The following is a 22,474-nucleotide window of genomic DNA, read 5'->3' on the forward strand; positions in this document are numbered from 1 at the left end:
CTTCCTGCTCGCTAGCGGACCTTGCCACGGCCACCGCGAACGCCTGCTCTCCGGATCGAGGTCAATTTCGCTTCACGACCCCGAACGGTAATTCGGCGGGTCCGCTTTCGGGCGGCGATCTTCATATGATGCCACTGGCACGGCGCACGAGTTTTTGCACAGCCTGCCCCGCGACCCTGCCGCGTGCGCCGCGAAAGCCGGAACCCGCAGCAGGTGCGCCGGCGGATGGTCCGGCTGGCCGCTCGCAGCCCGGCTCGACAAGGCTCCCGAGGACGCCGTCTCAAAGCTCCTCGGCCGTTCGGCCTCCGCCCGCGCCGCAAGCCGCTTGCGCCGACGCAATTCCCCGGGGCTGAAGCCGAAATAGGTGGTGAAGCGACGGATGAAGGCGGCCTCGGAGCGGTAGCCCACCCGCTCGCCCACTTCCGCGACCTTCATGTCCGTCTGCTCGATGAACAGCGCCGCGTGCTTCATCCGCTCCTCGGAGAGGTACTCCATCGGCGTCCGGCCGATGTCGCTGGCGAAGCGGCTTGCGAAGTTGGAGCGCCCCATCCCGACCTTGCGGGCGAGGATCTCGACCGTCCAGGGCCCGAAAGGATGCATCTGGATGTATTGCTGGGCCCGCGAGATCGGGTCGTGCAGGCTGAAATCCTGGAAGGCCGCCCGGCACTGAGGATGATCACGGAAGGCCGTGACGAACATCAGGGTGGCCGCCCGCGTGAGAACGGCGGTCGCGCCCTCGCCCGGGACCTTGTCGAGCAGGGTCGAAAAATTGACGATGCTGTCGCTGGTCTGCGCCGCCAGGAAGGGCGGGAGCGTGCGCGGACGCTGACCGCCCGGCCAGCGGACCTTCAGCCTGCCGGCGAGAATCCGGGCCGCCGGCCTGCCCTCGCCGAGCATGAAGTTCGCCGGCGCGTCGGCGTATTCGCCGGACGCCAGGAAGTCGAGGCTCGAGGTCACGCTGTGCGGTTGATCGCGGATCGCATGGGCCTCGCCCGACAGGATCATGACCACGTCACCGCGCCGCAGCCTGGTCACGCCGCCGGCCACGCCCGAGATGTCGGCGGCCCCCTCCAGCGCGGCGTAGAAGTAGATGACGTCGTTGTGCGGAATACTGAACCCGCCGCCGGACGACAGCCCCACATAGCACCAGGTCTGGCTACGCAGTTCGATGATGTTCAGGAACTCCGAAAGCGACCACCGCATGCGCCTCCTCCTCCGCGTGGGGCGCGCTCGCGCCCTCTCGTTCTCTGATCCTGCGCCGCCGCGTTTCCAGGCTGACCTGCCGGCTGCGCGCAGATTTATTCACATATCGATACTTTACACGACATGTGGATAGAGCGCGTTTGCGGCCAAAATGTCAAATTGTCCTGGGTCGGAGCCACGCGGCGCAGCGCGCCGGGACGGCGTCCCATCCCACGGCTGACGACGCCGCTCCGTTACGCACGCTCGGAGCTAGTTATATTTTCCCATTTAGAAAGTGACTTACACATCTGGATATCCACGAAGCGTGTGATATCAGGTGTCGAGCACGGCGAGGCTGGCGGCCGCCCCGAGATCGGGATCGACGGCCCCTCGCGTCAAGAAGCCGCAAAACGGGAGGGATTCCACAATGCGCGCTGCGGTCCTGTGTCAGCTCCACACGACGCCAAAGGTCGAGGAAATCGATCTCCAGGAGCCGATGCACGGCGAGGTCCTGGTCCGCATCGCCGCTTCGGGAATCTGCGGCTCCGATGTCCACGTCATCCACGGGGTGGCCCCCATTGGGGATTCCCTGCCGATCATCCTCGGCCATGAGGGCGCGGGCGTGGTCGAGGCCGTCGGTCCGGGCGTCACGGACCTGCGCCGCGGCGACCGGGTGATCATCACCATGGGCGCCCCCTGCGGGCATTGCGACTACTGTTCCAGGGGCCGCATGCCGTTCTGCAACGGCAATCCGCCGAAGGCGACCTATGGCGAGATGGACGATGGAACCTACCGCCTCTCGAAAGGCGGCCAGCCGGTCTATTCGTTCGTCGGCATCGGCTCGCTCGGAGAATACGCCGTGGTGCGGCGCAGAAAGCTGGTGAAGGTCGAACTGGACGCGCCCTTCGAGAGCCTCTGCCTGACGTCATGCGGCGTAACGACGGGCCTGGGCGCGGTGTTCAACTGCGCCGAGGTGACGCCCGGCGCCTCCGTGCTGGTGTTCGGATGCGGCGGCGTCGGCCTCTGCATCATCCAGGGGGCGAAGATCGCCGGCGCGGCGAAGATCATCGCCGTGGACAACAACCCGGCGAAGCTGGACCTGGCCGCCAACTTCGGCGCCAGCCATTGCATTCTCTCTCCGCAGGATCCGAAAGAGCTCGAGGCGGAGATCAGAAAGATCGCGCCGCGCGGGGTCGACTACGCCTTTGACGCCGTCGGCGCCCGGCCCGAGCGCCTGCCGAGCCTCATGGCCATGACCGACCTTGGCGGCCTCACCGTCGCCGTCGGCGTTCTGGGCTTTGCGGACAAGGTCTCGGTTTCGGCGGCGGACCTGCTTTACGGCGCCCGCCGGCTCACCGGCGTTCGCGGCGGCAACGGCTTCCCGGGCCTCGACATCCCGCGCATCCTCGACCTCTATCAGACCGGCCGGCTGAAGCTCGACGAGCTGATCGGCGCGACCTACGAGCTCGACGATATCGCCGCGGCCTTCGATGACGCCGAGAAGGCCAACCATGGGCGCGTTGTCGTGCGGGTGACGCCCAGCCTGCTTTGAGGCCAGCCTCCTTTTGAGGAAGGTCCGCCTGGTTGCGGACCAGCGATCTGCGCTCGACCAAGCGCTTTCCCGCTTCCAGTTCGCTAGTTTTACGACAATGATGTCGCAAAATGGGAGGTCTCGATGGAACTTGCAGGCAAGACCGCGTTCGTGAGCGGCGGCGGCGGCGGGATCGGCGGCGGCATGGCCGAGGCCTTTGTCGAGAAGGGGATGAAGGTCGTCCTCGCCGACGTCCAGCTCGACTACGCCAAGGAGGAGGCGGCGAGACTGGGCGAGCAGGCCCTGCCGCTCGCCCTCGATGTGACGAGCCTCGACAGCTGGGCCGCCGCACGCGAGGCGGCGATCGCCCGCTTCGGGCGGGTCGACGTCCTCTGCAACAACGCCGGCGTCTCCACCACCTGGACGTCTCTGGATCAGTTCTCGCCCGAGGAGTTCGAGCGGGTGATGGCGATCAACGTCACCGGCGTCTTCTATGGGATCCGCACCTTCGCCGGCGACATGCGCCAGCGCGGCTCAGGCCACATCGTCAACACCTCCTCGATGAACGGCCTGTCGCCCTATCGCGGGCTGGCGACCTATTCGGCCAGCAAGTTCGCGGTGTTCGGCCTCTCCGACGCGGTGCGCGACGAGCTGGCGCAGGACGGCGTCGGGGTCTCGACCCTGTTTCCCGGGCTGGTCCGCAGCCGCATGTCGATGAACCGCGCGTCAGGCGCTCAGGGCAGCGGGGTTTCGCGCGAGGCGCTCGAGGCGCGGATGATGGATCCGCTGCGCGTCGGCCGCGCAGTGGCGCGGGCGATCGAGACCGACGCGCCCTACATCGTCACCCATCCGGAGCACAAAGCGCATTTCGAGGCGCGTTGCCGGGCGCTCCTCGACGCCTTCGACGCCGGGCTAGAGCCGGGCTAGAGGACCGGCGGTCGGGCTCAGGCCGCCGCGGCCTGCCCGTCGGCGGCGGCGTGTTGTTCGAACACGTGCCGGGCGACCGTCACCGCGTTATGCCAGCCCGAACCCCCATGATAGATGCTGACGTGCAGCAACGCTTCCTGCATCTCCTCGGGGCTGATCCCGATGTTCAGCGCGTTGTTGATGTGGATGTGGAGTTGATGGTTCTCCACCATGACATGCAGGACGGCGCAGGTGATGAAGCTGCGGGTGCGCAGCGGCAGTCCCTCACGGCCCCACAGCTCGCCATAGCCGTAGTCGGCGCAGATGAAGGCGATCTCTTCGCCCAGGCTGCCGGGCTTGTTCGACAGGACGGGGCCGCCGGGCAGCGCCTTCAGGATCGGCGCATCCGGCCCAAGCCCGACGCGACCGACGCCAAGCGCCGCCGTCACCCGCTTGAAGGCGCTCCGGCGCTCCTGCTCGTCCATCGGCGGCTTCGGCTCCACTGCCACGCCTGAGCCCGGCGGCAGGATCCCGCGCGCCACGAAGACCTCGGTCGCCGCCTCGACGGCGCTCTCCCACGCCGGAAGGCCGCAGTAGGACGTCGCATGCAGCAGGGTTTCGTGAATCTCGTCGGGGGTGATCCCAACGTTCAGGGCGACGTTGATGTAGCGGTAGAGCTGCTTGGGGTAGCCCTGCGCAGCGACGGCGGCGACGGTGATGAAGCTGCGCGTGCGGTAGTCCAGGGCCGGCCGCGGCCAGATCTCGCCGTACTCGTACATCTGGGCGCCGTGCATGGCCGCCTCGATCGGCAGGGCCGCGGCGGCCTTTCTCGCCGTGTCGCCCGACCACGGCGGCAGCGGTTTGGCGTCCGGTCCCGCGCCGATGCGGTCGACGCCCAGTTCGCGGCGGACCCGCTCGTAGTCTGCGTTCCTTTGGGCCTGGGTCTTCATGTCGTTTTCCTCCGAAGATCTTGTCGGCCGGCTGACGATGTCTCGCCGGCGTTTCGCCATTCGCCGCGTCACCGGCCTCACATCAGGTAGCGGCCGCCGTTCACGCTGATCATCTGGCCGGTGACGTAGCTGGCGTCGTCGGAGACCAGGTAGGCGCAGGCCCCGGCGATATCCTCGGGCCGGCCGGCGCGCCTCATCGGCGAGTTGGCGACCGAGGTCTCCATGTTCTGCACCGTGCCGCGCAGCATAGGCGTGTCGATGTAGCCCGGCGGGATGGTGTTCACCGTGACCCCCTGGCCGGCGTATTCCATCGCCAGCGCCTTGGTGAAGCCGTTCACCCCGCCCTTGGAGGCCACGTAGTGCGCCATCTGTCCTACGCCCATCTGGGTCGAGGACGAGGAGATGTTGACCACCCGGCCCCATCCCGCAGCAAGCATGTCAGGGATGACAGCCTGGCTGCAGAGGAACGGCCCCTTGAGGTTGATCCGGATCACCCGGTCCCAGGCCTCCTCAGTCATTTCGAGGAAGGGGACCCGGCCGGTGACGCCGGCGTTGTTGACCAGGATGGTCACCGGGCCGAATTCGGCGCGCGTGCGAGACAAGGCGCCGGCGATCCCTTCCCGCGACGCGGCGTCCGCCTCGCAGGCGATCGCCCGCCCGCCGGCGTCCAGGATCATCGCAACGGTCTCCTGCGCGGCTGGGCCGTTCAGGTCCCAGACCGCAACCGAGGCGCCGTCCCGGGCGAGCCGAAAACTGATGGCCCGCCCGATCCCACTTCCCCCGCCGGTCACCACGGCGACCTTGCCCGTCAACGCCATCATCTACTCCCGTAAGCCGTTCAGCGGCGGCGCTTCGATCGCCTAGGCGACGCTTCGTGCGGTCAGGCCCAGGCTGGTCCGCGTGACCGCGAGCAGGAGCGCGCCCTCGGGTCCGCCGGTGATTTCATCGACCCGGCTGTTCGGCTTGATGAGCAGATATTCGTCCTTGCCCGCCGTCCGGTCGGAGATCCGCAAGGCCCCCTCGCAGACCAGCAGCAGGTTCCAGTCCTCATAGGCGTGCGCGGCCAGACGCTGTCCCGGCGACAGGGCCAGGACCTTCATCACCCCGCGATCCGGATCGTCGCTGGCGCCGAGGTCCCACTGCGCCCCCGGCGTCAGCCGGCCCTTGGTGAAGCCTTCCACGCCGTCCAGCGGCAGGGTCTGGCGCCCCTCGTTGCGCATGTTGATCTCGGAGCGCTCGGCGAAGTTGAAGGGCGACGAAGCGCCCTGCAGCGTCGGATGGTCGTGATATTCCGGGGCGTAGCCGCCGGCCTGCTGATGCAGCTTGGCGAAGATCTCGAACATCCGGCAGCCCTGCGGACCGATCAACAGCGGCCCATACTCCAGCGAGGCCCCTGTGATCAGGACGTCGCCAGGCTTCATCCAGCTGTCGCCGATCATGCAACTACCGTCGAGAATGACGATGCCGACGCAGCAGTCGTGCCAGTGCAGAGGCCACAGCTGGTTCGCCGGCAGCCGGATGTCGGGGACCGCGAGCTGGAAGGCGTCGGACGCGTCGCCGAGCACGACCATCTCGGTCCAGACCTGCCCCCCCGGGCAGTCGGAGAGGACTTCGCCGTTCGGCCCATCCTTGCCGCCGGGATGGAACTGCTCGAGATAGACGCCTGGCGAAACCTCGAGGGACTTGTACCGGTCGGTCACGACCAAGGTGCGTTGCATGTCGATCCCTTGAGCTTCACTCGGTTGGCCGACGTCGCGCCCAGGCAGGACGGCGGATCACGACGGCGCGATTGGAGGCCAAGCCTCAATTCCTCTGCCGCCTCTCACAGCAGCCTGGAAAGATTAGGCCTTTGGATGACGAGGCGACCATCTCGGTTCCTCCGGAACGACTGCTTGTTCGTCCGAATCCGCGGCGGCGCGCAGGGGTGCCAACTTAAGGGGCTGCCCCCATCCTTTTGTCATGGCCGGGCCCCGTCCCGGCCACCCATGAACGTCGAAGGCGCAGGATTGTCTCTGTCGCTCCGTGTGCATGGGCTCCCGACACAAGGTCGGGAATGACGGTGGGGGAAGGGCGATGCGGGGCGCCGTAAGTTAGCGCCTATGCGGCCGCGGCGGCTCCAGCGCCTTACCAGAGCGGCCGTTGCTGCAGGGCGAGGCGTCGGGCGCGGATCACAGCGTCGCGCTCGGCGGGCGTGACGACGGGCGTCTCGCGCGGCAGAAGGCGACGCACCTCGACCAGCGACGCCTTGCGGACCACCAGCGGCGGGGGCGCCGGGCAGCCGGTCCAGCGCGCCTGCACCAGTCCGCGCGGATAGCCGGCGGTGTCCAGCCAATTCGGAACGCCGGGGTCCCGGGCTGAGACGACGATGCGCAACACGCCGTCCTCGTCCCGCTTCGCCTGGGAATCGTTCAGGCTCGAGTGGTTGTTGTGCCAGTCGGTCGTCTCGTGGATCTCGTTGCCGAGGATGAACGAGTAGTAGGTGCAGCCGGCCGGGACCTGGGTCTCGATCAGCAGGGCGTCGTCACTGGCGAGATCGTACGCGCCCTCGAAGTAGGACTGGCCGGCTACGCCGCCGATCTGCGAGAGGTCGAGGAGCTTCAGCCGATTGACGTATCCCTCCTCGCGCAGCTTGGCGACATGGTCGACGAACATCATCGGCAGGACGGCGGCGGCCTGCGGCAGGCTGCGCAAGCGCTGCTCCAGGTCCGCGGCGCTCGGTCTCGGCCTCTGCGGCGGTCGGTCGAGGCGTTCGATGGCGATGGTGGGATCCCGCTCGCGTCCCCAGTCAGAGTTCACCAGGCGGAGCAGGAGCCTGTTGGTTGAAGGCTGCAGCGGCCACCAGTCGCCGTCGTAGCCCGCCGGGCGGGTCGGGCTCAGGAGCAGGTCGAAGCGGCCCTGCGCGTCGGCCTGCAGGGTGTTCAGGTCCAGCGCGCTCCGGCCCGGGCCGACCTGGCTCAGATGCGCCATGCGCAACGAACCACGCTCCCCACGAAGACGATAGGTTCCGCCCGGCGTGATGCGCGAGACCCGGTAGGTGGTGTCCGCGTTCGGCATCGGCAGGTCCAGGGTGAGGTTCTGGTTCGCCAGGAACATCGGGTGATCGCCGTCCCCGCCGATGGCGTCGAGGCTGGAGACCGCCAGCGACTCCAGCACGAGACGCGCCACCTCCTGCTGCACCTGAGGGTCCTGACGCAGGGACTCCGGCAGTTTGGCGAGCAGCCGATCCGGCAGGGTCCTGAGCTGATCGACGAAGTCGTTCCAGCCGGCGATCGCGCCGGCGGGCGGAGGCTCGGCCGCGCCTGCGGGCGGAACCGCGACGGCGAACAGCAGCGCCCCGAGAAGGAAGGACATCTTCATCGCTCTCCTGACTGAGGCTTCGCCGGCCACGCCCGCGGGCTTGGGCGCGGAGCGTATGAGGCGCCGAATGCGCCCGCCATGGCGGATCATCCGGAAAACATGCCTCAGCGTCCGAAGACGATCGGGCATGCGTTTCGGACGCCGGATCGTGTCCTGCGCCGTATTCGAGCCTGTAGACTTCGGGAATGCGCTCGACCTCGTCAGCCGCGAAGACCGCGATCGCCGGCGTCGGCGCGACGCCCTATTATTTCCGCGGCGAGTCCGTCCCGCAGACCCTGTACGAACTGATCGGCAAGGCCGTGCTGGCCGCCGTGGCGGACGCCGGCCTGAACATCCGCGATGTGGACGGGCTGGCCTTCTACGCCAACGGTTTCGAGCCCAGCCTGATCACCGAGATGCTCGGGATCCCGGAGATCTCCTTCGCCAGCATCGTCTCCGCCCAGGGGGGCGGATCGGCCGGCGTGCTCGATCTCGCGGCCATGGCGATCGAGACCGGTCGCGCCAAGACCGTCGTCTGCATCGGCGCCTGCCAGCAGAGCCGCAACCGCTATGGGCTTGCCCTGTCGAACCTGGCGGCGACGCCGGACAGCGTCTGGTCGAAGGCGGCGGGGCTCACCGGGCCGGGCGCCGCCCTGGCCCTGGTCGCGCGGCGGCACATGCACCGCTACGGCACGCGGCGCGAGGCCTTCGCCGAGGTGGTGATGGCCTCGCGGAGCTTCGCGGCCACGCGGCCCACAGCCCTGCGCCGGCGGCCGCTCACGTTCGACGAATACATGGCCGCCCCCATGCTGGCCGACCCGCTGTGCCGGCTGGACTTTTGCCTGGAGACGGACGGGGCGCTGGCCTTCGTCGTCACCAGCGCCGAACGCGCCCGCGACCTGCGCCAGCGCCCGGTCTACATCGCCGCCAGCGCCCATGCCGGGTCGCGGGATTGGGGCAGAGCCTTCTTCTGGTTCAACATGCCCGACGACGTCTTCGTCTCCGCCGGCGGCGAGCCGGTGGCGCGGCGGCTCTATGCGGCGGCGGGCGTCGGGCCCCAGGACATCGACGTCGCCCTGATCTACGACCACTTCTCGCCGCTGGTGATCCTTCAGCTCGAGGACTACGGCTTCTGCGCCCGAGGCGAAGGCGGCGCCTTCGTCGAGAGCGGCGCGATCCGCGCCGATGGCGCCATTCCGGTCAATCCGCACGGCGGCCATCTGTCCGAAGCCTATGTGATCGGCATGACCCACATCCGCGAGGCCGTCGAGCAGCTGCGCGGGACTGCCGTCAACCAGGTCGCCGGCGCGCAGTTCGCGCTCGTCACCGGAGGGCCGGCGCCGATTCCGATGAGCGGCGCCATCCTGAGGAATTGAAGCGATGCCAGAGATCAGCCGCGCGCCCGATCTCAGCGCGCTCGAAATCCCGATCGACCCCTGGACCCAGCCCTTCTGGGACGCGGCGGCGGAAGGTGAGCTGCTGCTCCCGCGGTGCGGCGCGTGCCGGCGGTTCCGCTGGCCGCCCGGTCCCTTCTGTCCGCATTGCCAGTCGCAACAGGTCGAGTGGACCGCGTCCGGCCCGGCGCAGATCTACGCGTTCACGATCGTCCGCAACCGCAAGGACGATGACGGCGCGATCCACGTGCCTGCGCTGATCGAGTTTCCCGAAGCGGACGGCGTCCGCCTCCTGGCGGCGATCACCAACAGCCCCCTTTCAGCCATCCACGTCGGCGCGCCGCTGACCCTGGGCTGGTCCCAGGCGGTGAACGCTGCGGTTCCGGTGTTCCGGGTGCGCGACGATTTCAGCGATCAAGGAAGGCGCAGATGAGCCAGATCTTCCACGGTGTCCGGATCATCGATCTCACGCAAGGGATGGCGGGCGCGCTCACCACCATGATCCTGGCGGACTATGGCGCCGAGGTGATCCGCCTCGAGCCTCCGGGCGGAGACCCCTGGTGGGAGCTTCCCGCCTACAGGCTGTGGAACCGCGGCAAGAAGAGCGTCGAGCTGGACTGGTCCTCGGAGCAGGGGCGCGACCAGGCGCGCGGCCTTCTGCAGGGGGCGGACATTTTCATCGAGAGCCTGCGCCCCGGCGAGGTCTCCCGGCTGGGCGTCGGCTACGCGGCCATGGCGGCGGCCAATCCGGCGCTGATCTATTTCTCGCTGTCCGCCTTCGGCCAGACCGGCCCCTACAAGGACCTCAAGCTCTACGACGGGATCGTCAACGCCAAGACCGGCCGCATGCGCGAACAGGTCGGCTGGCAGCGCGGGCGGCCGACCTATCGCGCGGTCAACGACACCTCCTACCACACCGCCATGTTCAGCGTTCAGGCCCTGGTGGCGGCGCTGCGGGTGCGCCAGATCACCGGGCGCGGGCAGCGCGTGGAGACCAGCCTGCTGGCCGGCGTCACCGCGCCGAACAACGACTGGCGCCGCTTCGAGGGCCAGGATCTTCCGCCGGACCGCTATCCGAACGAAGCGCCCAAGGAGGCGGTCATGCGCGGCGAGCTCGTCGCCGACCGCCATGAATCCGACCCCTACACCGCCACGCCGAGCCAGCTCTGCGTCGAGTGCAAGGACGGACGCTGGATCATGCACTCGCATCTTCAGCCGGAGCTGTTCAGGGCTTGGATGAGCGCCATCGGCCTGGACTGGATCTGGGACGATCCGCGCTTTCGCGACGCGCCGAGGCTCGTCAACTCCGACGACCGGATCGCGCTGAACCTGATGATCTTCGAGCGGATGAAGCAGAAGACCTCGCTCGAATGGCGCGAGATCTATCGGCAGAATCCCGACTGCGCGGGCGAGATCATGCAGACCACGCAGGAAGCGCTGCGCCATGAGCAGTTCGCAGCCAACGGCCATTCCATCGAGCTCGACGATCCGCGCTTCGGCCGTATGGCGCAGGTGGGGCCGTTCGCGAAGATGAGCGAGACGCCCGCGGTGATTTCCCGCCCGGCCCCTTCGCCCGGGCAGCATACGGCCGAAATCCTGGCCGCCCCGCCCGCGTCCCCGCCGAAGATCGCCGCGACCGGCGGCAGGCCCGGGCGTCCGCTGGAGGGGCTGGTGATGCTGGAGCTGGCCTCGTGGCTGGCGGCGCCGTTCTCCGGCGCCCTGCTCGCTGATCTCGGCATGCGGGTGATCAAGGTCGAGCCGTTGTCCGGCGATCCCTACCGGGCGATGATCACCAACGAGAACATGATCCGCTCCTTCCAGGGCAAGGAGAATGTCGCGCTCAACCTCAAGACCAAGGAGGGCCAGGCGATCCTGCACAGGCTGGTCGAACGCGCCGACATCGTCATGCACAACATGCGGCCTGGCGCGCCGGCGCGGATCGGCGCGGACTATGAGACTCTGCGCAAGATCAAGCCGGATCTGGTCTACGTCTACGCCGGCTCCTACGGCTCCGAGGGGCCGGATTCACGGCGCGCCGCCTTCAATCCGACGATGGGCGCCTTCTCGGGTAATTCGGTCTTCCAGTCCGGAGACGGGAACCGCCCCAAGGGAGACCAGTCGCCGGACCCCATCGCCGGCAGCGGCGTGGCGACCGGCATCATGCTGGGCCTCGCCGCCCGCCTGCTGACCGGCAAGGGCCAGTACGTCGAGACCTCGATGATGAACTCCAACGTCTACTGCAACTCGGACGACGCCTTCGACTACGCCGGCAAGCCGCCGCGGCGGACGCCGGACAAGGCGCAGCTGGGCCTGGAGGCTGCCTATCGCCTTTATGAAACCGCCAGCGGCTGGGTGTTCCTCGCCGTACCGTTCGATCCGGAGTTCCAAGCCTTCTGCAAGATCGTCGGTCGTGAGGATCTCGCCCGCGATCCGCGCTTCGCCGCCTCGGCCGCGCGCTACGAGAACCGGCTCGCCCTCGGCGAGCAACTGGAGCCGCTGTTCAGGACCCGCAGCGCCGACCATTGGGAGCAGCTCCTGACGACCGCCGACCTCGGCTGTGTGCGAGCCGACGGCCTGGGGCATCGCCGGTTCCTGCATGAGGATCCGCACGCCAAGGCCGTCGGGTTGATGGTTCCGACCCAGAGCCGCGCCTTCGCCGACCAGGCGCCGGGCGGCCGGTACTGGCGTCACGCGCCCGTCGTGAGATTTTCCGAGACCCCGTGTGAAGCGGGAAAGCCCTACCTCGGTCTCGGGGAGCACACCCGGCAGGTGCTGCGCGAATTCGGCTGCGACGCGGCCGAGATCGCGCGCCTGAACGCCGCCAATGTCATCGGCCTTCCCGCCGATCAGGACGAGCCCGTCCCGGCGCACGCATCATGACGATCCTTGTCACCGGAGGCACAGGCTTCCTGGGCTCCTATTTCACCCGCTACGCCCTGCAGTCCGGGGGCCAGGAACGGATCGTCGTGCTGGACAAGCACCTCGACCTCGGCCGGATCGAGGACGTGCTGGACCGCACGACGGTGATCGAGGGCGACGTCGCCGACCCGGAGACCATGCGCCGGGCGATCGCGGACCACGGCGTCGACCGCATCGCCCACTACGCCTTCATCCTGGGATCGCCCGCGCTCGGCCAGATGCTGCCCTATGTCCGCGTACAGACGGACGGCGTGGCGAACGTCTTCGAAGCGGCGCGATCGGCGGGCGTCCGTCGGGTCCTCTTCTGCAGCTCCGTCGCCGCCTACGGCAGGCAGACGGCGAGCCGCCTGACCGAGGATCTCGCGACCGACACGCTGGAGCCGTACGGCTTTTCGAAGGTCTGGGCGGAGGCGCTCGGCCGCTACTACACCCAGGAGCTTGGCCTGGAGGTCGTCAGCCTCAGGTTCGGATCGACCTACGGCCTCGGGCGCGCCTGGCGGGGGTCCTACAATTCCGGCCTCCTCGAGCCGCCCCGCCAATCCCACTACATGGCCCGGGTCGAAGACGCGGTGCGCGGCCGGCCGATCGACATGCCGCGCGGCGACGCTCTGGCCGACTTCACCTATGCGGACGATGCGGCGCAGGCCGCCTGGCTCGCCCTGACGGCGCCGCACCTGCCGCACCACCTCTACAACGTCGCCGCCGACCGTCGTCCCGTCGGCGAGTTCAGCGATGCGCTGCAAGAGCTGCTTCCGGACGCCCGGATCACTGTGTCCGAGACCGACGCCCCCACCAATCCGCACCCGCCGATGGACAATCGGCGCCTACGGGATCTCGGCTTCACGCCGCGGCACACGCTCACGTCAGGCCTGCGGGACTACATCGAGCGTATTCGCGCCTACGACCAGTACGCCGAGAGGCGCCGGGCGCCGACTTGAGTGCGTCTGAGCCCCAGTTGGCGGCGGCGAGGCGCGCGTCGGAGGATGGCCTCCCCGGCCGCCGGCGCCTCGCGGCGATCCTGGCGCTCTCGCTCGGAACCCTGGTCGCAAGCCTCGACAATGGCGGGGTCAACATCGCCCTGCCGACCCTGGCGCACGAGCTGAACATCGCGCCGTCTGCGACGGTCCTGGTGGTCACGGTCTACCAGCTGATCCTGATCATGACCGTGCTGCCCTTCTCGGCGCTGGGCGACCGCATCGGCCATCGAACCCTCTTTCAGTTCGGGCAGGCGGTCTTCGTCATCGCCCCGCTTCTGTGCTTCTTCGTCCGCAGCCTTCCGGCCCTGGTGCTGATCCGCGGGATCCAGGCGCTGGGCGCGGCGGCGACCTTCAGCGTCAGCACCGCGATGTTGCGGTCGATCTATCCGCGGGCGCGGCTTGGGCGAGGCATGGCGCTCAACACCATGGTCGCCGCGACCTCGGCCTCGCTGGCGCCGACGATCGGCGGAATGGTGCTCTCCGTCGCCCCCTGGCCCTGGCTGTTCGCGGTCTGCGCGCCCCTTGCGCTGCTCTCCATCGGCCTCGGCCGCAAAGCCCTGCCCGATCCTCACCGCCAGAGCGCGCCCTATGACCTCGCCGCGGCCCTGATGTGCGCCGTCACGATCGGCCTTGCGGTCGTAGGCCTCGAAAGCGCCGTGCACGGAGGCTCGCCGGCGGCTTGCGCCGGCCTGATCGGAGCTGCGCTCGTGGTCGGAACGGCCTTCGTGCGTCGCGAACTGCGTCAGACACACCCGGTGTTTCCGGTGGACCTGCTGCGCGACCCGGCGATGGCGCTGGGATCGGCGGGGTCGCTGCTCGCCAACCTCGCGACGACAACCGTGATGCTGACGCTGCCGTTCAGGCTGCAGCGCGAATTCGGCTATTCGCCGGCCGAGGCCGGCCTCGTCCTCGCGGCGTGGCCGATGGTGATGATGGTGGTGGCGCCGGCGTCCGGCATGCTGTCGGACCGCGTGCCCGCCGCGCGACTGGGCGGCGTCGGAATGGCCATCGCCCTGGCCGGCATGGCGGCGCTGGCCGGCCTGCCCGCCGCGCCCGACCACCTGGACGTCATCTGGCGGATCGGCCTGGCGGCCGTCGGGTTCGGCCTCTTTCTCTCGCCAAATGCGCGACAGATCCTCGCCGCCGCGCCGACGGCGCGGGCAGCGGCCGCGGGCGCACTGTCCCAGACCACCCGGCTGGCAGGCCAGGTCCTGGGCTCGACGACGGCTGCGGCCTTGCTGGCGGGCGGGGTTGGTGCGGGCGCGATCCCGTCGCTGGTCGCCGCATCTCTCGCCGGAGTCACTGGCCTGTGCTGCCTGGGCCTGGGACTGACTCTCGCGGAGCGGCTGCGCCATGCGGAACCCGCCTGACCAGCTCGGGGTCTTGCACCCGGCGCGCGGAGACGGAGCCGCGCCATGCCGAGGGTTTGGGCGCCGACCTCCGGTCGCTAGTGCGGACACGGCGCCTACTTGTCTTTGCAGAGGCGCCCGGTCAGGATTTCGGATGTTCGGAATTCCGCGAAGGTTCAGCCATTTTGTCTATGGCGTCATCCAGTCTTGTCTGACCTGCGCAATTGCGGCGGCGATCGCCAGCCTGCCATTTCTAGCCGCCGGCACGTTCGTGTCCCACTGGTTGCAGTCCTGGCTTCTGGCTTGGTTGATGATGTTGCCGATCGTGTTGTTTGCGGCCCCCGCCATTCGCCGATTGACGGATATGTTGACGCGAGCGGAAACGCCCTAGTCGAGCAGCTCGCCGCCTCCGCTCAGCCCGCCATGCTCACATCACCGGCTGGAGCAGCTTAGGTGCGCCCAAGCCTGCGGCAATTGGCCCGGCGCCCGGCCCTGCGGCGCCCGCAGGCGTTTGCCGCCGAGGCCTCGAGCCTGCAGGGTCGCGGCGTGCAGACGCCCCATGAGGCCTGGAGGATCATGTTCCGCGCGCAGAGCGTGCGACGATCGCTGCTCGTCTCCCTTGTCGTCGGAACCCTTCTCAACGCCATCAATCAGGGGTCGGCCATCGTTCTTGGCGAGCATGTGGTGCTTTGGAAGATCGCCTTGACCTATTGCGTGCCCTTCGCCGTCTCGAGCTATGGAACCTACGCAGGCGTTCTGAGCGCGGCGTCCGACCGCGGGCAAGCCTAGGAGCAGGCTTTGGCGCAGCCGACGTCCCTAGGAAGATTGGCCTTCACTGAGACAGGTCATTTGGACGAGTTCCGATAGGCTCGAGGCCTGCATCTTGACCATCAGGTTTGCGCGGTAGTTCTCAACGGTCCGCGGACTGATCTCGAGCTCCCGGCCGATCACCTTGTTCGACCAACCCGCCACCAGTCCGCGCAGCACGTCCCGCTCCCGAGCCGTGAGCGCGGAGATCCGGTGCGCGCACTGGGCCTTGCGCTGGTTCTCCTCAACGGTGCGGGATAGGCTCTGCACGGCCTCCCGCACCGCTTTCAGCAGGGCGATGCTGTCGATCGGCTTCTCGATCAGGTCCAAGGCGCCGGATTTCAGCGCCTCGACCGCGAGCGGCACGTCGGCGTGCGCGGTGAGGACGATGGTCGGGAAATCTTTCAGACGCGCGCGAATGTGCTGCAGGAGCTGGAGCCCGGTCATGTCGGGCATTCTCACGTCGGTGAGGATGCACCCGCTGGCGAGGGTCGGCAGCCGCTCCAGGAAGGACCGCGGGGATTCATAGGTCTGCACGTCGTAGTCGGCGGCGCTCAGCAGGGCCGAGAGCAGCTCACGGATGATCACGTCGTCATCAATGACGTGGATGGCGACTGCCTCGGCCATTCTCGCTGCTCCCTTTCGCCATCCGCTAAACCATATAGCGCGGCCAGCGTCCGCAACCGACGCGCGATTACGCCACCATAGGGTGAGAAAGCGGCGATGACCGCGTGACATGCGGTCGCGTAAGGGATTCGAGCCGTCCGCGAGTTAAAAAACCGGGCGGTTCGGCGCGTGCAGGCGTCGGTCGATCAGGATCAGGAGCTGCGGGCAGGCTCCCAGACAAGTCGCGGGGCGGGTTCGGCCTTGGGGTCAGGCGCCGGTTGCGCGTCGGCCATGGCGCGAAACAGATCCAGCATTCGGCCACGCACCCGGCCGCGCGGCAGCTTCGCAAACAGATCGGCCAGCTCCGCGCCTTCGGGCGTGAGCAGGAGGTCGTGGACGGCCAGATTCCTGGCGACCGGCGCCTCGGCGTCCTCCATCGAGGGGAGCCCATCGAAGAAATAGGTCACGCTGGTGTCCAGCGCGCGGGCGATCTCGAACAGCTTCGAAGCGCTCACCCGGTTCGCGGCGCGCTCGTATTTCTGCACCTGCTGAAACGTCAAGCCGAGCGCCTCGGCGAGCCGCTCCTGGCTGAAGCCAAGCTGTTTGCGGCGCATACGGATCCGCAGCCCGACCTGCCGGTCCACCGGATGCGGCGCGGCGGCGTCCGACGCCTCTCCGCCCGCCGAGGCGGCGCAGGGCTGAGAAAGGGGTTTCATCTGTCGCGTGCTCCATCGGCGCCGTCATGACGCTCCATGCGGCGAAGGTGATCGAGGCAAACTGCGGTTGAAATTCCGGAGAACTACCCCCGTATTTTTACGGGGGCGGGCGACAATCGAGCCCGCGCGCCGACGCGACGCGCACGGCGTGCGACCCTGCGTTCCATATACTTTTACGGGCGCCTCGATCAGTCTTCCCGGCCATAGCAGGATCTAACGCGCATGTCGGACTCCGAGCGCAAGCAGCTGCTGGCCGAGAACATGGCTGACGTGGTCACCAGCATCCGGCTCGACGGGTCTTCGGACTACGTCTCACCCGCCGTTTTCGACCTGCTCGGCTATCGCCCGCACGAAATGGGCGGCCGGCCCGTTCAGGATTTCGTCTATCCGGAAGACCGGCCGCAGTTCTGCGCCACCATCGCCGAACTGGTCGCAGGGCGGGAAGAAGCCACCCTCCAGCACCGCGCCCACCACCGGAACGGACACCCGGTGTGGGTGGAAACCCGCTTCCGCCTCGTCCGCGACCCGGCCGGTCAGCCGCAGGAGCTGGTGGCGGTGATCCGCGACATCTCCGACCGACGGGCGCTTGAGGACCAGCTGGCCGCCAGCGAGGACCGGGCGCGACGCGTTATCGCCAACGCCAACCAGGCGATCATCTGCGTCGACGCCTTCGGGCGAGTGCTGGACTGGAATCATCACGCCGAAGTGACGTTCGGCTGGCGCGCGGACGAGGTGATCGGAACCAACCTCTATGACTTCCTCTTCCCGGTGCGGGATCGCGCCACCCACGTCGACGGGCTCGCGCGGTTCCGCGAGACGGGCGAGGCCGCGGGGCTCGATCACAGGCTCGAGCTCACGGCGCTGCGCAAGAACGGCGACGAATTTCCTGTCGAGGTGGCGACCAGCGCGACGCGCATGACCGACGGGTGGATCTTCACCACGCTGATGCACGACATCAGCGAGCGCCGGGCCCAGACGGAAGTGTTCGAAACCGCCTTCACCCATGCCTCCATCGGCATGGCGCTGGTCAGCATGACGGGGCGGCTCAAGAAGGTGAATCAGGCCCTGTGCAGCATCGTCGGCTGCACGGAAGACGAACTGCTGGGAGTGAGCTTCGAGCAGATCGTCCACCCCGATCCTCTGGATCCCAACGCCATCCGGGTGGAGCAGATCGAGCAACTGCTCACAGGCGAAATCGAGAGCTACAGCCGCGACAAGAGCTACCTGAGGAAGGATGGCCGAACGGTCTGGGCGCACCTGTCCATATCGCTCGCGCGCGGCGAGCGCGGCGAACCGCTCCACTTCATCGCCCAGGTCCAGGATCAGACGGAGCGTATCGAGGCGCAGGCGGCGCTCGCCGCCATGGCGAAACAGTTGACGACCGCGCGGGACGCCGCCGAGGCCGCCAACCGGGCGAAGTCGGAATTCCTCGCCAACATGAGCCACGAGCTGCGCACGCCGCTGAACGGCGTCATCGGCTTCTCGCGCCTGCTGGCGGAAAGCAAGGACCTGACCGCCGAGGACCGGCGGCGGATCCTGCTGGTGCGCGGAGCCGGCGAGGCGCTGAACAGTCTGATCAACGACGTGCTCGACTTCTCCAAGCTGGAGGTGGGCGCGGTCCAGCTGGAGGCGCGCCCGTTCAGCGTCGGGGACATGGTCTCCGAGGCGCTCTCGATGGTCGAGCCGCAGGCGACGGACAAGGGCCTGGAGCTGAAGATCGCCGGGGAGGATCCCGGCGTCCTGGTGGGCGACAAGTACCGCCTGCGCCAGGTGCTGCTGAACTTCCTCTCCAACGCCGTGAAGTTTACGGTGAAGGGGACTGTCACCGTCGCCTTGACCACGCAGCCTCGGCCCGACGACCGCGCCTGGCTGAAGGTGGAGGTCATCGACCAGGGCATCGGCATCGCGCCGGAGAAGATCCCCAACCTGTTCCGGCGTTTCTCCCAGGCCGACGGGTCCATCACCCGCAACTTCGGCGGCAGCGGCCTTGGCCTCGCCATCTCCCGCGAGCTGGTCGAGCTGATGGGCGGCGAGGTCGGGGTGGAGAGCGCGCCCGGCCGGGGCGCGACCTTCTGGTTCCAGCTGGAGCTTCCGCGCGGGCGGATGGCGCCGCGCCGCGAAAAGGCCGCCCAGGGGCGCGCCAGCTTCCTCGGCCGTCGGGTGCTGGTCGTCGACGACGTCGCGCTGAACCGCGAGCTGTTCCAGGAGATGCTGCAGCGGCACGGCTGCGAGGTGCATCTCGCCTGCGACGGCCAGGAGGCCGTCGAGGCGGTGACGGGCGGGCGCTACGACCTCGTGCTGATGGACGTCCACATGCCGGTGATGGACGGGCTGGCCGCCACCCAGGCGATCCGGGCGGCCGGCTTCATGTCGCTGCCGGTGCTGGCCCTCACCGCCAGCGGCACGCCGGAGCAGGTGGACGCCTGCCTGGCTGCGGGCATGAACAGTCATCTCCTCAAGCCGCTCGCGCCCCAGGACCTGGAGCGCGCGCTGGTCCGCATCTTCGACGGCGTCGCGGGGCCGCCGGTCCAGCCCTCGTCCCCCGACCGGCGCGACGAGGAGCGACAGGTCCGGGAGGCTTTCGAGACCTCCATGGGGCCGGCGACGACGCTCAAGCTCGTTCGCATGTTCCAGGAACAGCTGGCGCAGCGGTTCCTCGACGAGGCGCGGCTCACGGTGCTGGAAGACGCGCACAAGGTCGCCGGCACGGCCGGCACGCTGGGCCTGTTAAGCCTGGGCGCGGCCGCGCGACGCCTCGAAGCGTCCTGTCGCGACGACCGGCCGTTCGACGCCGACCTCGTGCGGATGCGGGCGGCCGTGCAGGAAGCCGCCTGCGTCCTCCATCCCTGGGCGGAGCGACTCTGCGGTCTTGTCGAGGGCTGACGCTTCCAGTCGATAGTCGCTGACCCCGCCTGGCGGGCAGGCGTGGGTCGACCACCCGGCGCGCAGGAAGATAGAGTGGGAATAGTCAATTCGGAGCAGGCCATCGATGAGCGTCGCCAGACTAGGACGTCGGAGTGTGTTGGGCGCGGCCGGGCTGCTGATGACCACGCCTGGCGCGAGCCTCGCGGCGCCCCGGAAGCCGTTGGTCGTGATCGACACGGGCCGCGGCGCGATCGTCGTCGAACTTGAGGCTCAGAGGGCTCCGATCACTTCCACCAACTTCCTGCGCTACGTCGACTCGCGCGCCTACGACGGCGGATCCTTCTTCCGTGCGGCGCGAACGCCTGGCGCGCCCAGGGACGGGACGATCGTCGGCGCGCCGAACCCGAAGATCCACCCCTACCCGCCGATCCGTCACGAGAGCACGACGATGACGGGGCTTCGACATACGACGGGCACGATCTCGCTCGGCCGTTTCGATCCCGGGACGGCGACGAACAACTTCTTCATCTGCACCGCCCCCCAGCCCTATCTGGACGCCCATCCAGGCGCGCCAGGCGACAACCTGGGTTTCGCCGCCTTCGGCCAGGTCGTGAAGGGCATGGCGGTGGTCCGCAAGATCCTGTCCCTGCCGACCAACGGCAAGTCTGAGTTCGCCGATCAGCGCGGCCAGTGGCTGAGCCCGCCCGTACCGATCCGGAGCATGCGCCGCGCCTAGGGGGCCGCGACGACCTGGGTCCACTTGGAGCGGATCAGAGCCTGCTCCTGGCGCCTGTCGAGCACGACCGGCCCGACGCCCCCGCTGCGCGCACGGTCACCGCCATTCCCCGCGCTCGGCGACGAGAGGACGGCGAGACGCCAGCTGTCGCCGTGCCGGCAGGCGAGGCCTTCGAGAGCCAGCCCGGCGTGAAATTCGCGGCAAAACCGCCCATCGGCGGCGCGGAACGTAAGCGCAATGCGCACCCGCCCGGGGGCGTTGCTCAACTGTGCGTCCAAGGCCCGCTCGAGGCCTCCGTCGGCCAGCAGGCCATGCGCGGGACTCAGGCGGATGTCGCGCGGCGTCGCGATCACGCCGACGCCGAAGCCGAGCGCCGCAGCCACGGCGAGCAGCGCCACGCGCCCGGCCAGCGCGCGGGACGTCTCGGCGCGCCGCATCCAGGCGGTGACGGACGCGGTGAGGTCCGCCTCGCCCGGCCGGCTGCACTCGAAGGCTTCCCACAAGGCGGCGTCGCCCTGGCGCAGCTCGTCCAGGCGGCGCACGGCGTCGGGGTCCCGCGTCAGGGCAAGCGCCACCCGCGTGGCCGCCTCCACGGGAAGCTCGCCGTCGATGTAGGCGCTGAGGATATCGTCGGTCAGGCGCATCGACCGGCTACCGCGACCTTCAACACCCGGTGCGCAAAGCGGCCCGCGTCATTGGCGAATCTGCGCGACGACCGTGGTCTCCAGCCAGCGCGTCACCCACCCTTTGACCCGCTCGTCCAGGATGGAGGGCTCGCGCGAGCCGCGATAGGTCACGGTGACCAGGCCGCGCTCATGCAGGCGCAGCACGGCCTCCTCGAAACGGTCCGCCAGACGGCCGCCACGGCCGCCGCCGGAGGCTTCGCCGAGCGCGCCGACGCCCTTCAGCACCGCACGGATGCTGCGCACGACGGGCTGCGATCCGGTGCCGGCCATGCTGAAGTAGAAGCCCATCTTCATGGCCAGGACGTCCGCGCCGCGGTTGGCGCGGTGGTCGAAATCCAGCAGCCGCCAGTTCAGCCGGCGCTGGGGCGCGACATCCCACAGCGCCTTCACCGCGGGATCCAGGGCGATGACGAAACGGCCGCCGTCCGTGTCGAGCGGCGTCACCGAGAAGAGCGGCTGCTCCGCGACGCCAAGGGTCATGGCCCCGAGCCGCAGGAGCTCGCGGCCGACCTGCTGCTCGAGCGCCAGTCGCTCCTCGCCCCAGCGCTGGCAGCGCTTCGCCTCGAGAACGTCGGCGCAGCGGACGAGGACGAGCTCGCCGCCGGCGTCCTGAAGGCGGTCGACGACGACGGCCAGGACGTCGAGGGCGAGCGGCGTGACGGCGGAAACCTCGCGCCAGGCCATCTCGGCGTTCCAGGCGTGCAGGCGCACGCGGATGGGGTCCAGCCCGATCCGCACGACCAGCTCGGCGCAATCTTCGCCGGACCGCCATCCTGCCGCCGCCGCGCCCGGGCCGGCGCACATGAGGGCGCCCATGACGGCGCGCAGCGAAGGATGGTCCGGGAACCGGGCGCCTTCCGACGCATCCTCAGCGCCCTGCTCCCGCAGCGAGGTCAGTTCCGATGTAGCGCCCAGCGCACGCAGCCCCGCGTACGCCAGGGTCAGATCAAAGCGAGCCATTAACCCAGCACCCCTGCTTTCAGCCCATAGCCGCCAAGAATTGGAAACGTCGCGAAACTGTTCCCGCGATCGACCCGCGAAGCTCTCAAAAGACAGGCGAAGCTCCGCAACACGGACGCAAATAACCTCCAAACCGGCCTGTCGGGCAACAGATTTCCTGCAGTTAATCAACTCTTTACACGCAATCGACGGTCGACGGCGCGACCCGGCGCTTGGGGCTCGTGGGCGAAAGCCTGCAGTAGCTTGGGTTGGTCGATCACTGGTGGTCGATCGCGGCGGCGAGTAACGCGCTTTTTTTCGCAAACATCCTCTGAGGAGTCAGACAGTGCTGAAGACCTACATCGCTGCGAAGACGCAGCTCGAAAACCTGATTAGCCGGCTCGCCCGCGATGACAGCGGTGCGTCCCTGGTCGAATACTCGGTCCTGATCGGCATCATCACCGTAGGGGCGGTCACCACGATCGGCCTGGTCGGGACCTGGGTGGCCGGCGAGTGGGTCCAGCTCGAAGCCGCTCTTCCCTGATCAAAGCCTGCGGAGGCGGGCGGACCTGCCC

Annotated in this window: 21 protein-coding genes; 12 read left to right on the top strand and 9 right to left on the bottom strand. The window is 68.5% G+C overall.

The window, feature by feature from the left end:
* Positions 1–72 precede the first annotated feature (72 nt).
* Positions 73–1,203: an AraC family transcriptional regulator gene (locus ACSQ2B_RS11825; protein ID WP_436050038.1), complete on the bottom strand. Its 1,131-nt coding sequence runs from the start codon at positions 1,201–1,203 to the stop codon at positions 73–75.
* A gap of 406 nt (positions 1,204–1,609) precedes the next feature.
* Here ACSQ2B_RS11825 and ACSQ2B_RS11830 point away from each other — a divergent pair, with 406 nt between their 5' ends.
* Positions 1,610–2,734: an alcohol dehydrogenase catalytic domain-containing protein gene (locus ACSQ2B_RS11830; protein ID WP_436050040.1), complete on the top strand. Its 1,125-nt coding sequence runs from the start codon at positions 1,610–1,612 to the stop codon at positions 2,732–2,734.
* 123 nt (positions 2,735–2,857) lie between these two features.
* A complete protein-coding gene (locus tag ACSQ2B_RS11835) occupies positions 2,858–3,640 on the top strand; it encodes an SDR family oxidoreductase (protein ID WP_436050042.1) in 783 nt (260 codons plus the stop codon).
* Between the two features lie 17 nt (positions 3,641–3,657).
* On the opposite strand, the gene ACSQ2B_RS11840 is transcribed toward ACSQ2B_RS11835, so the two are convergent.
* The 4 genes from ACSQ2B_RS11840 to ACSQ2B_RS11855 all read right to left on the bottom strand — a co-directional run bounded on the left by ACSQ2B_RS11840 (position 3,658) and on the right by ACSQ2B_RS11855 (position 7,920).
* A complete protein-coding gene (locus tag ACSQ2B_RS11840; RefSeq protein ID WP_436050043.1) occupies positions 3,658–4,569 on the bottom strand; it encodes a carboxymuconolactone decarboxylase family protein in 912 nt (303 codons plus the stop codon).
* A gap of 77 nt (positions 4,570–4,646) precedes the next feature.
* On the bottom strand, positions 4,647–5,390 hold the full coding sequence (locus ACSQ2B_RS11845; protein WP_436050045.1) for an SDR family NAD(P)-dependent oxidoreductase: 744 nt from the start codon (positions 5,388–5,390) through the stop codon (positions 4,647–4,649).
* 39 nt (positions 5,391–5,429) lie between these two features.
* A complete protein-coding gene (locus ACSQ2B_RS11850; RefSeq protein ID WP_436050046.1) occupies positions 5,430–6,287 on the bottom strand; it encodes a hypothetical protein in 858 nt (285 codons plus the stop codon).
* A 406-nt stretch (positions 6,288–6,693) separates the two neighbouring features.
* Positions 6,694–7,920, bottom strand: a complete 1,227-nt coding sequence (locus ACSQ2B_RS11855; protein ID WP_436050047.1) for a hypothetical protein — start codon at positions 7,918–7,920, stop codon at positions 6,694–6,696.
* Positions 7,921–8,111: 191 nt separating this feature from the next.
* On the opposite strand from ACSQ2B_RS11855, the gene ACSQ2B_RS11860 reads away from it, so the two are divergent.
* The 7 genes from ACSQ2B_RS11860 to nrtS all read left to right on the top strand — a co-directional run bounded on the left by ACSQ2B_RS11860 (position 8,112) and on the right by nrtS (position 15,333).
* Complete coding sequence (locus ACSQ2B_RS11860; protein WP_436050049.1) at positions 8,112–9,281, top strand: thiolase C-terminal domain-containing protein; 1,170 nt, start codon at positions 8,112–8,114, stop codon at positions 9,279–9,281.
* A 4-nt stretch (positions 9,282–9,285) separates the two neighbouring features.
* Entirely contained in the window at positions 9,286–9,732 is a 447-nt protein-coding gene (locus tag ACSQ2B_RS11865; RefSeq protein ID WP_436050051.1) for a Zn-ribbon domain-containing OB-fold protein, read from the top strand.
* Positions 9,729–12,179, top strand: coding sequence for a CaiB/BaiF CoA transferase family protein (locus tag ACSQ2B_RS11870; protein ID WP_436050052.1), 2,451 nt, complete (start codon positions 9,729–9,731; stop codon positions 12,177–12,179). The genes ACSQ2B_RS11865 and ACSQ2B_RS11870 overlap by 4 nt, the downstream gene beginning before the upstream one ends.
* Positions 12,176–13,156, top strand: coding sequence for an NAD-dependent epimerase/dehydratase family protein (locus tag ACSQ2B_RS11875; RefSeq protein ID WP_436050054.1), 981 nt, complete (start codon positions 12,176–12,178; stop codon positions 13,154–13,156). The genes ACSQ2B_RS11870 and ACSQ2B_RS11875 overlap by 4 nt, the downstream gene beginning before the upstream one ends.
* Before the next feature lie 17 nt (positions 13,157–13,173).
* The gene (locus ACSQ2B_RS11880; RefSeq protein ID WP_436050056.1) at positions 13,174–14,565 is read left to right on the top strand and encodes an MFS transporter; all 1,392 of its coding nucleotides are present in this window, start codon (positions 13,174–13,176) and stop codon (positions 14,563–14,565) included.
* 133 nt (positions 14,566–14,698) lie between these two features.
* Positions 14,699–14,935 (top strand): DUF2798 domain-containing protein, encoded by a 237-nt coding sequence (locus ACSQ2B_RS11885; RefSeq protein WP_436050057.1) that lies wholly within the window; start codon positions 14,699–14,701, stop codon positions 14,933–14,935.
* Positions 14,936–14,997: 62 nt separating this feature from the next.
* Positions 14,998–15,333 (top strand): nitrate/nitrite transporter NrtS, encoded by a 336-nt coding sequence (nrtS, locus tag ACSQ2B_RS11890; RefSeq protein ID WP_436050059.1) that lies wholly within the window; start codon positions 14,998–15,000, stop codon positions 15,331–15,333.
* Positions 15,334–15,360: 27 nt separating this feature from the next.
* On the opposite strand, the gene fixJ is transcribed toward nrtS, so the two are convergent.
* On the bottom strand, positions 15,361–15,978 hold the full coding sequence (gene fixJ / locus ACSQ2B_RS11895; protein ID WP_436050060.1) for a response regulator FixJ: 618 nt from the start codon (positions 15,976–15,978) through the stop codon (positions 15,361–15,363).
* 191 nt (positions 15,979–16,169) lie between these two features.
* A complete protein-coding gene (locus ACSQ2B_RS11900) occupies positions 16,170–16,673 on the bottom strand; it encodes a helix-turn-helix domain-containing protein (protein WP_436050061.1) in 504 nt (167 codons plus the stop codon).
* 222 nt (positions 16,674–16,895) lie between these two features.
* On the opposite strand from ACSQ2B_RS11900, the gene ACSQ2B_RS11905 reads away from it, so the two are divergent.
* Positions 16,896–19,556 (top strand): PAS domain S-box protein, encoded by a 2,661-nt coding sequence (locus tag ACSQ2B_RS11905; protein ID WP_436050062.1) that lies wholly within the window; start codon positions 16,896–16,898, stop codon positions 19,554–19,556.
* 160 nt (positions 19,557–19,716) lie between these two features.
* Positions 19,717–20,274 carry a peptidylprolyl isomerase gene (locus ACSQ2B_RS11910; RefSeq protein WP_436050063.1) on the top strand — a complete coding sequence of 186 codons (558 nt, stop codon included), beginning with the start codon at positions 19,717–19,719 and terminating at the stop codon, positions 20,272–20,274.
* On the opposite strand, the gene ACSQ2B_RS11915 is transcribed toward ACSQ2B_RS11910, so the two are convergent.
* Together ACSQ2B_RS11915 and ACSQ2B_RS11920 are read right to left on the bottom strand one after the other, a co-directional pair.
* Positions 20,271–20,918 (bottom strand): anti-sigma factor family protein, encoded by a 648-nt coding sequence (locus ACSQ2B_RS11915; RefSeq protein WP_436050065.1) that lies wholly within the window; start codon positions 20,916–20,918, stop codon positions 20,271–20,273. The two genes, ACSQ2B_RS11910 and ACSQ2B_RS11915, sit on opposite strands and share 4 nt — an antisense overlap.
* Before the next feature lie 48 nt (positions 20,919–20,966).
* Entirely contained in the window at positions 20,967–21,920 is a 954-nt protein-coding gene (locus ACSQ2B_RS11920; RefSeq protein ID WP_436050067.1) for a hypothetical protein, read from the bottom strand.
* Between the two features lie 325 nt (positions 21,921–22,245).
* Between ACSQ2B_RS11920 and ACSQ2B_RS11925 the strand changes: the two genes are divergently transcribed.
* The gene (locus ACSQ2B_RS11925) at positions 22,246–22,443 is read left to right on the top strand and encodes a Flp family type IVb pilin (protein ID WP_436050068.1); all 198 of its coding nucleotides are present in this window, start codon (positions 22,246–22,248) and stop codon (positions 22,441–22,443) included.
* The last annotated feature ends 31 nt before the right edge of the window (positions 22,444–22,474 follow it).

The sequence above is a fragment of the Phenylobacterium sp. LjRoot225 genome, from assembly GCF_964252855.1.
Classification (GTDB): domain Bacteria; phylum Pseudomonadota; class Alphaproteobacteria; order Caulobacterales; family Caulobacteraceae; genus Phenylobacterium.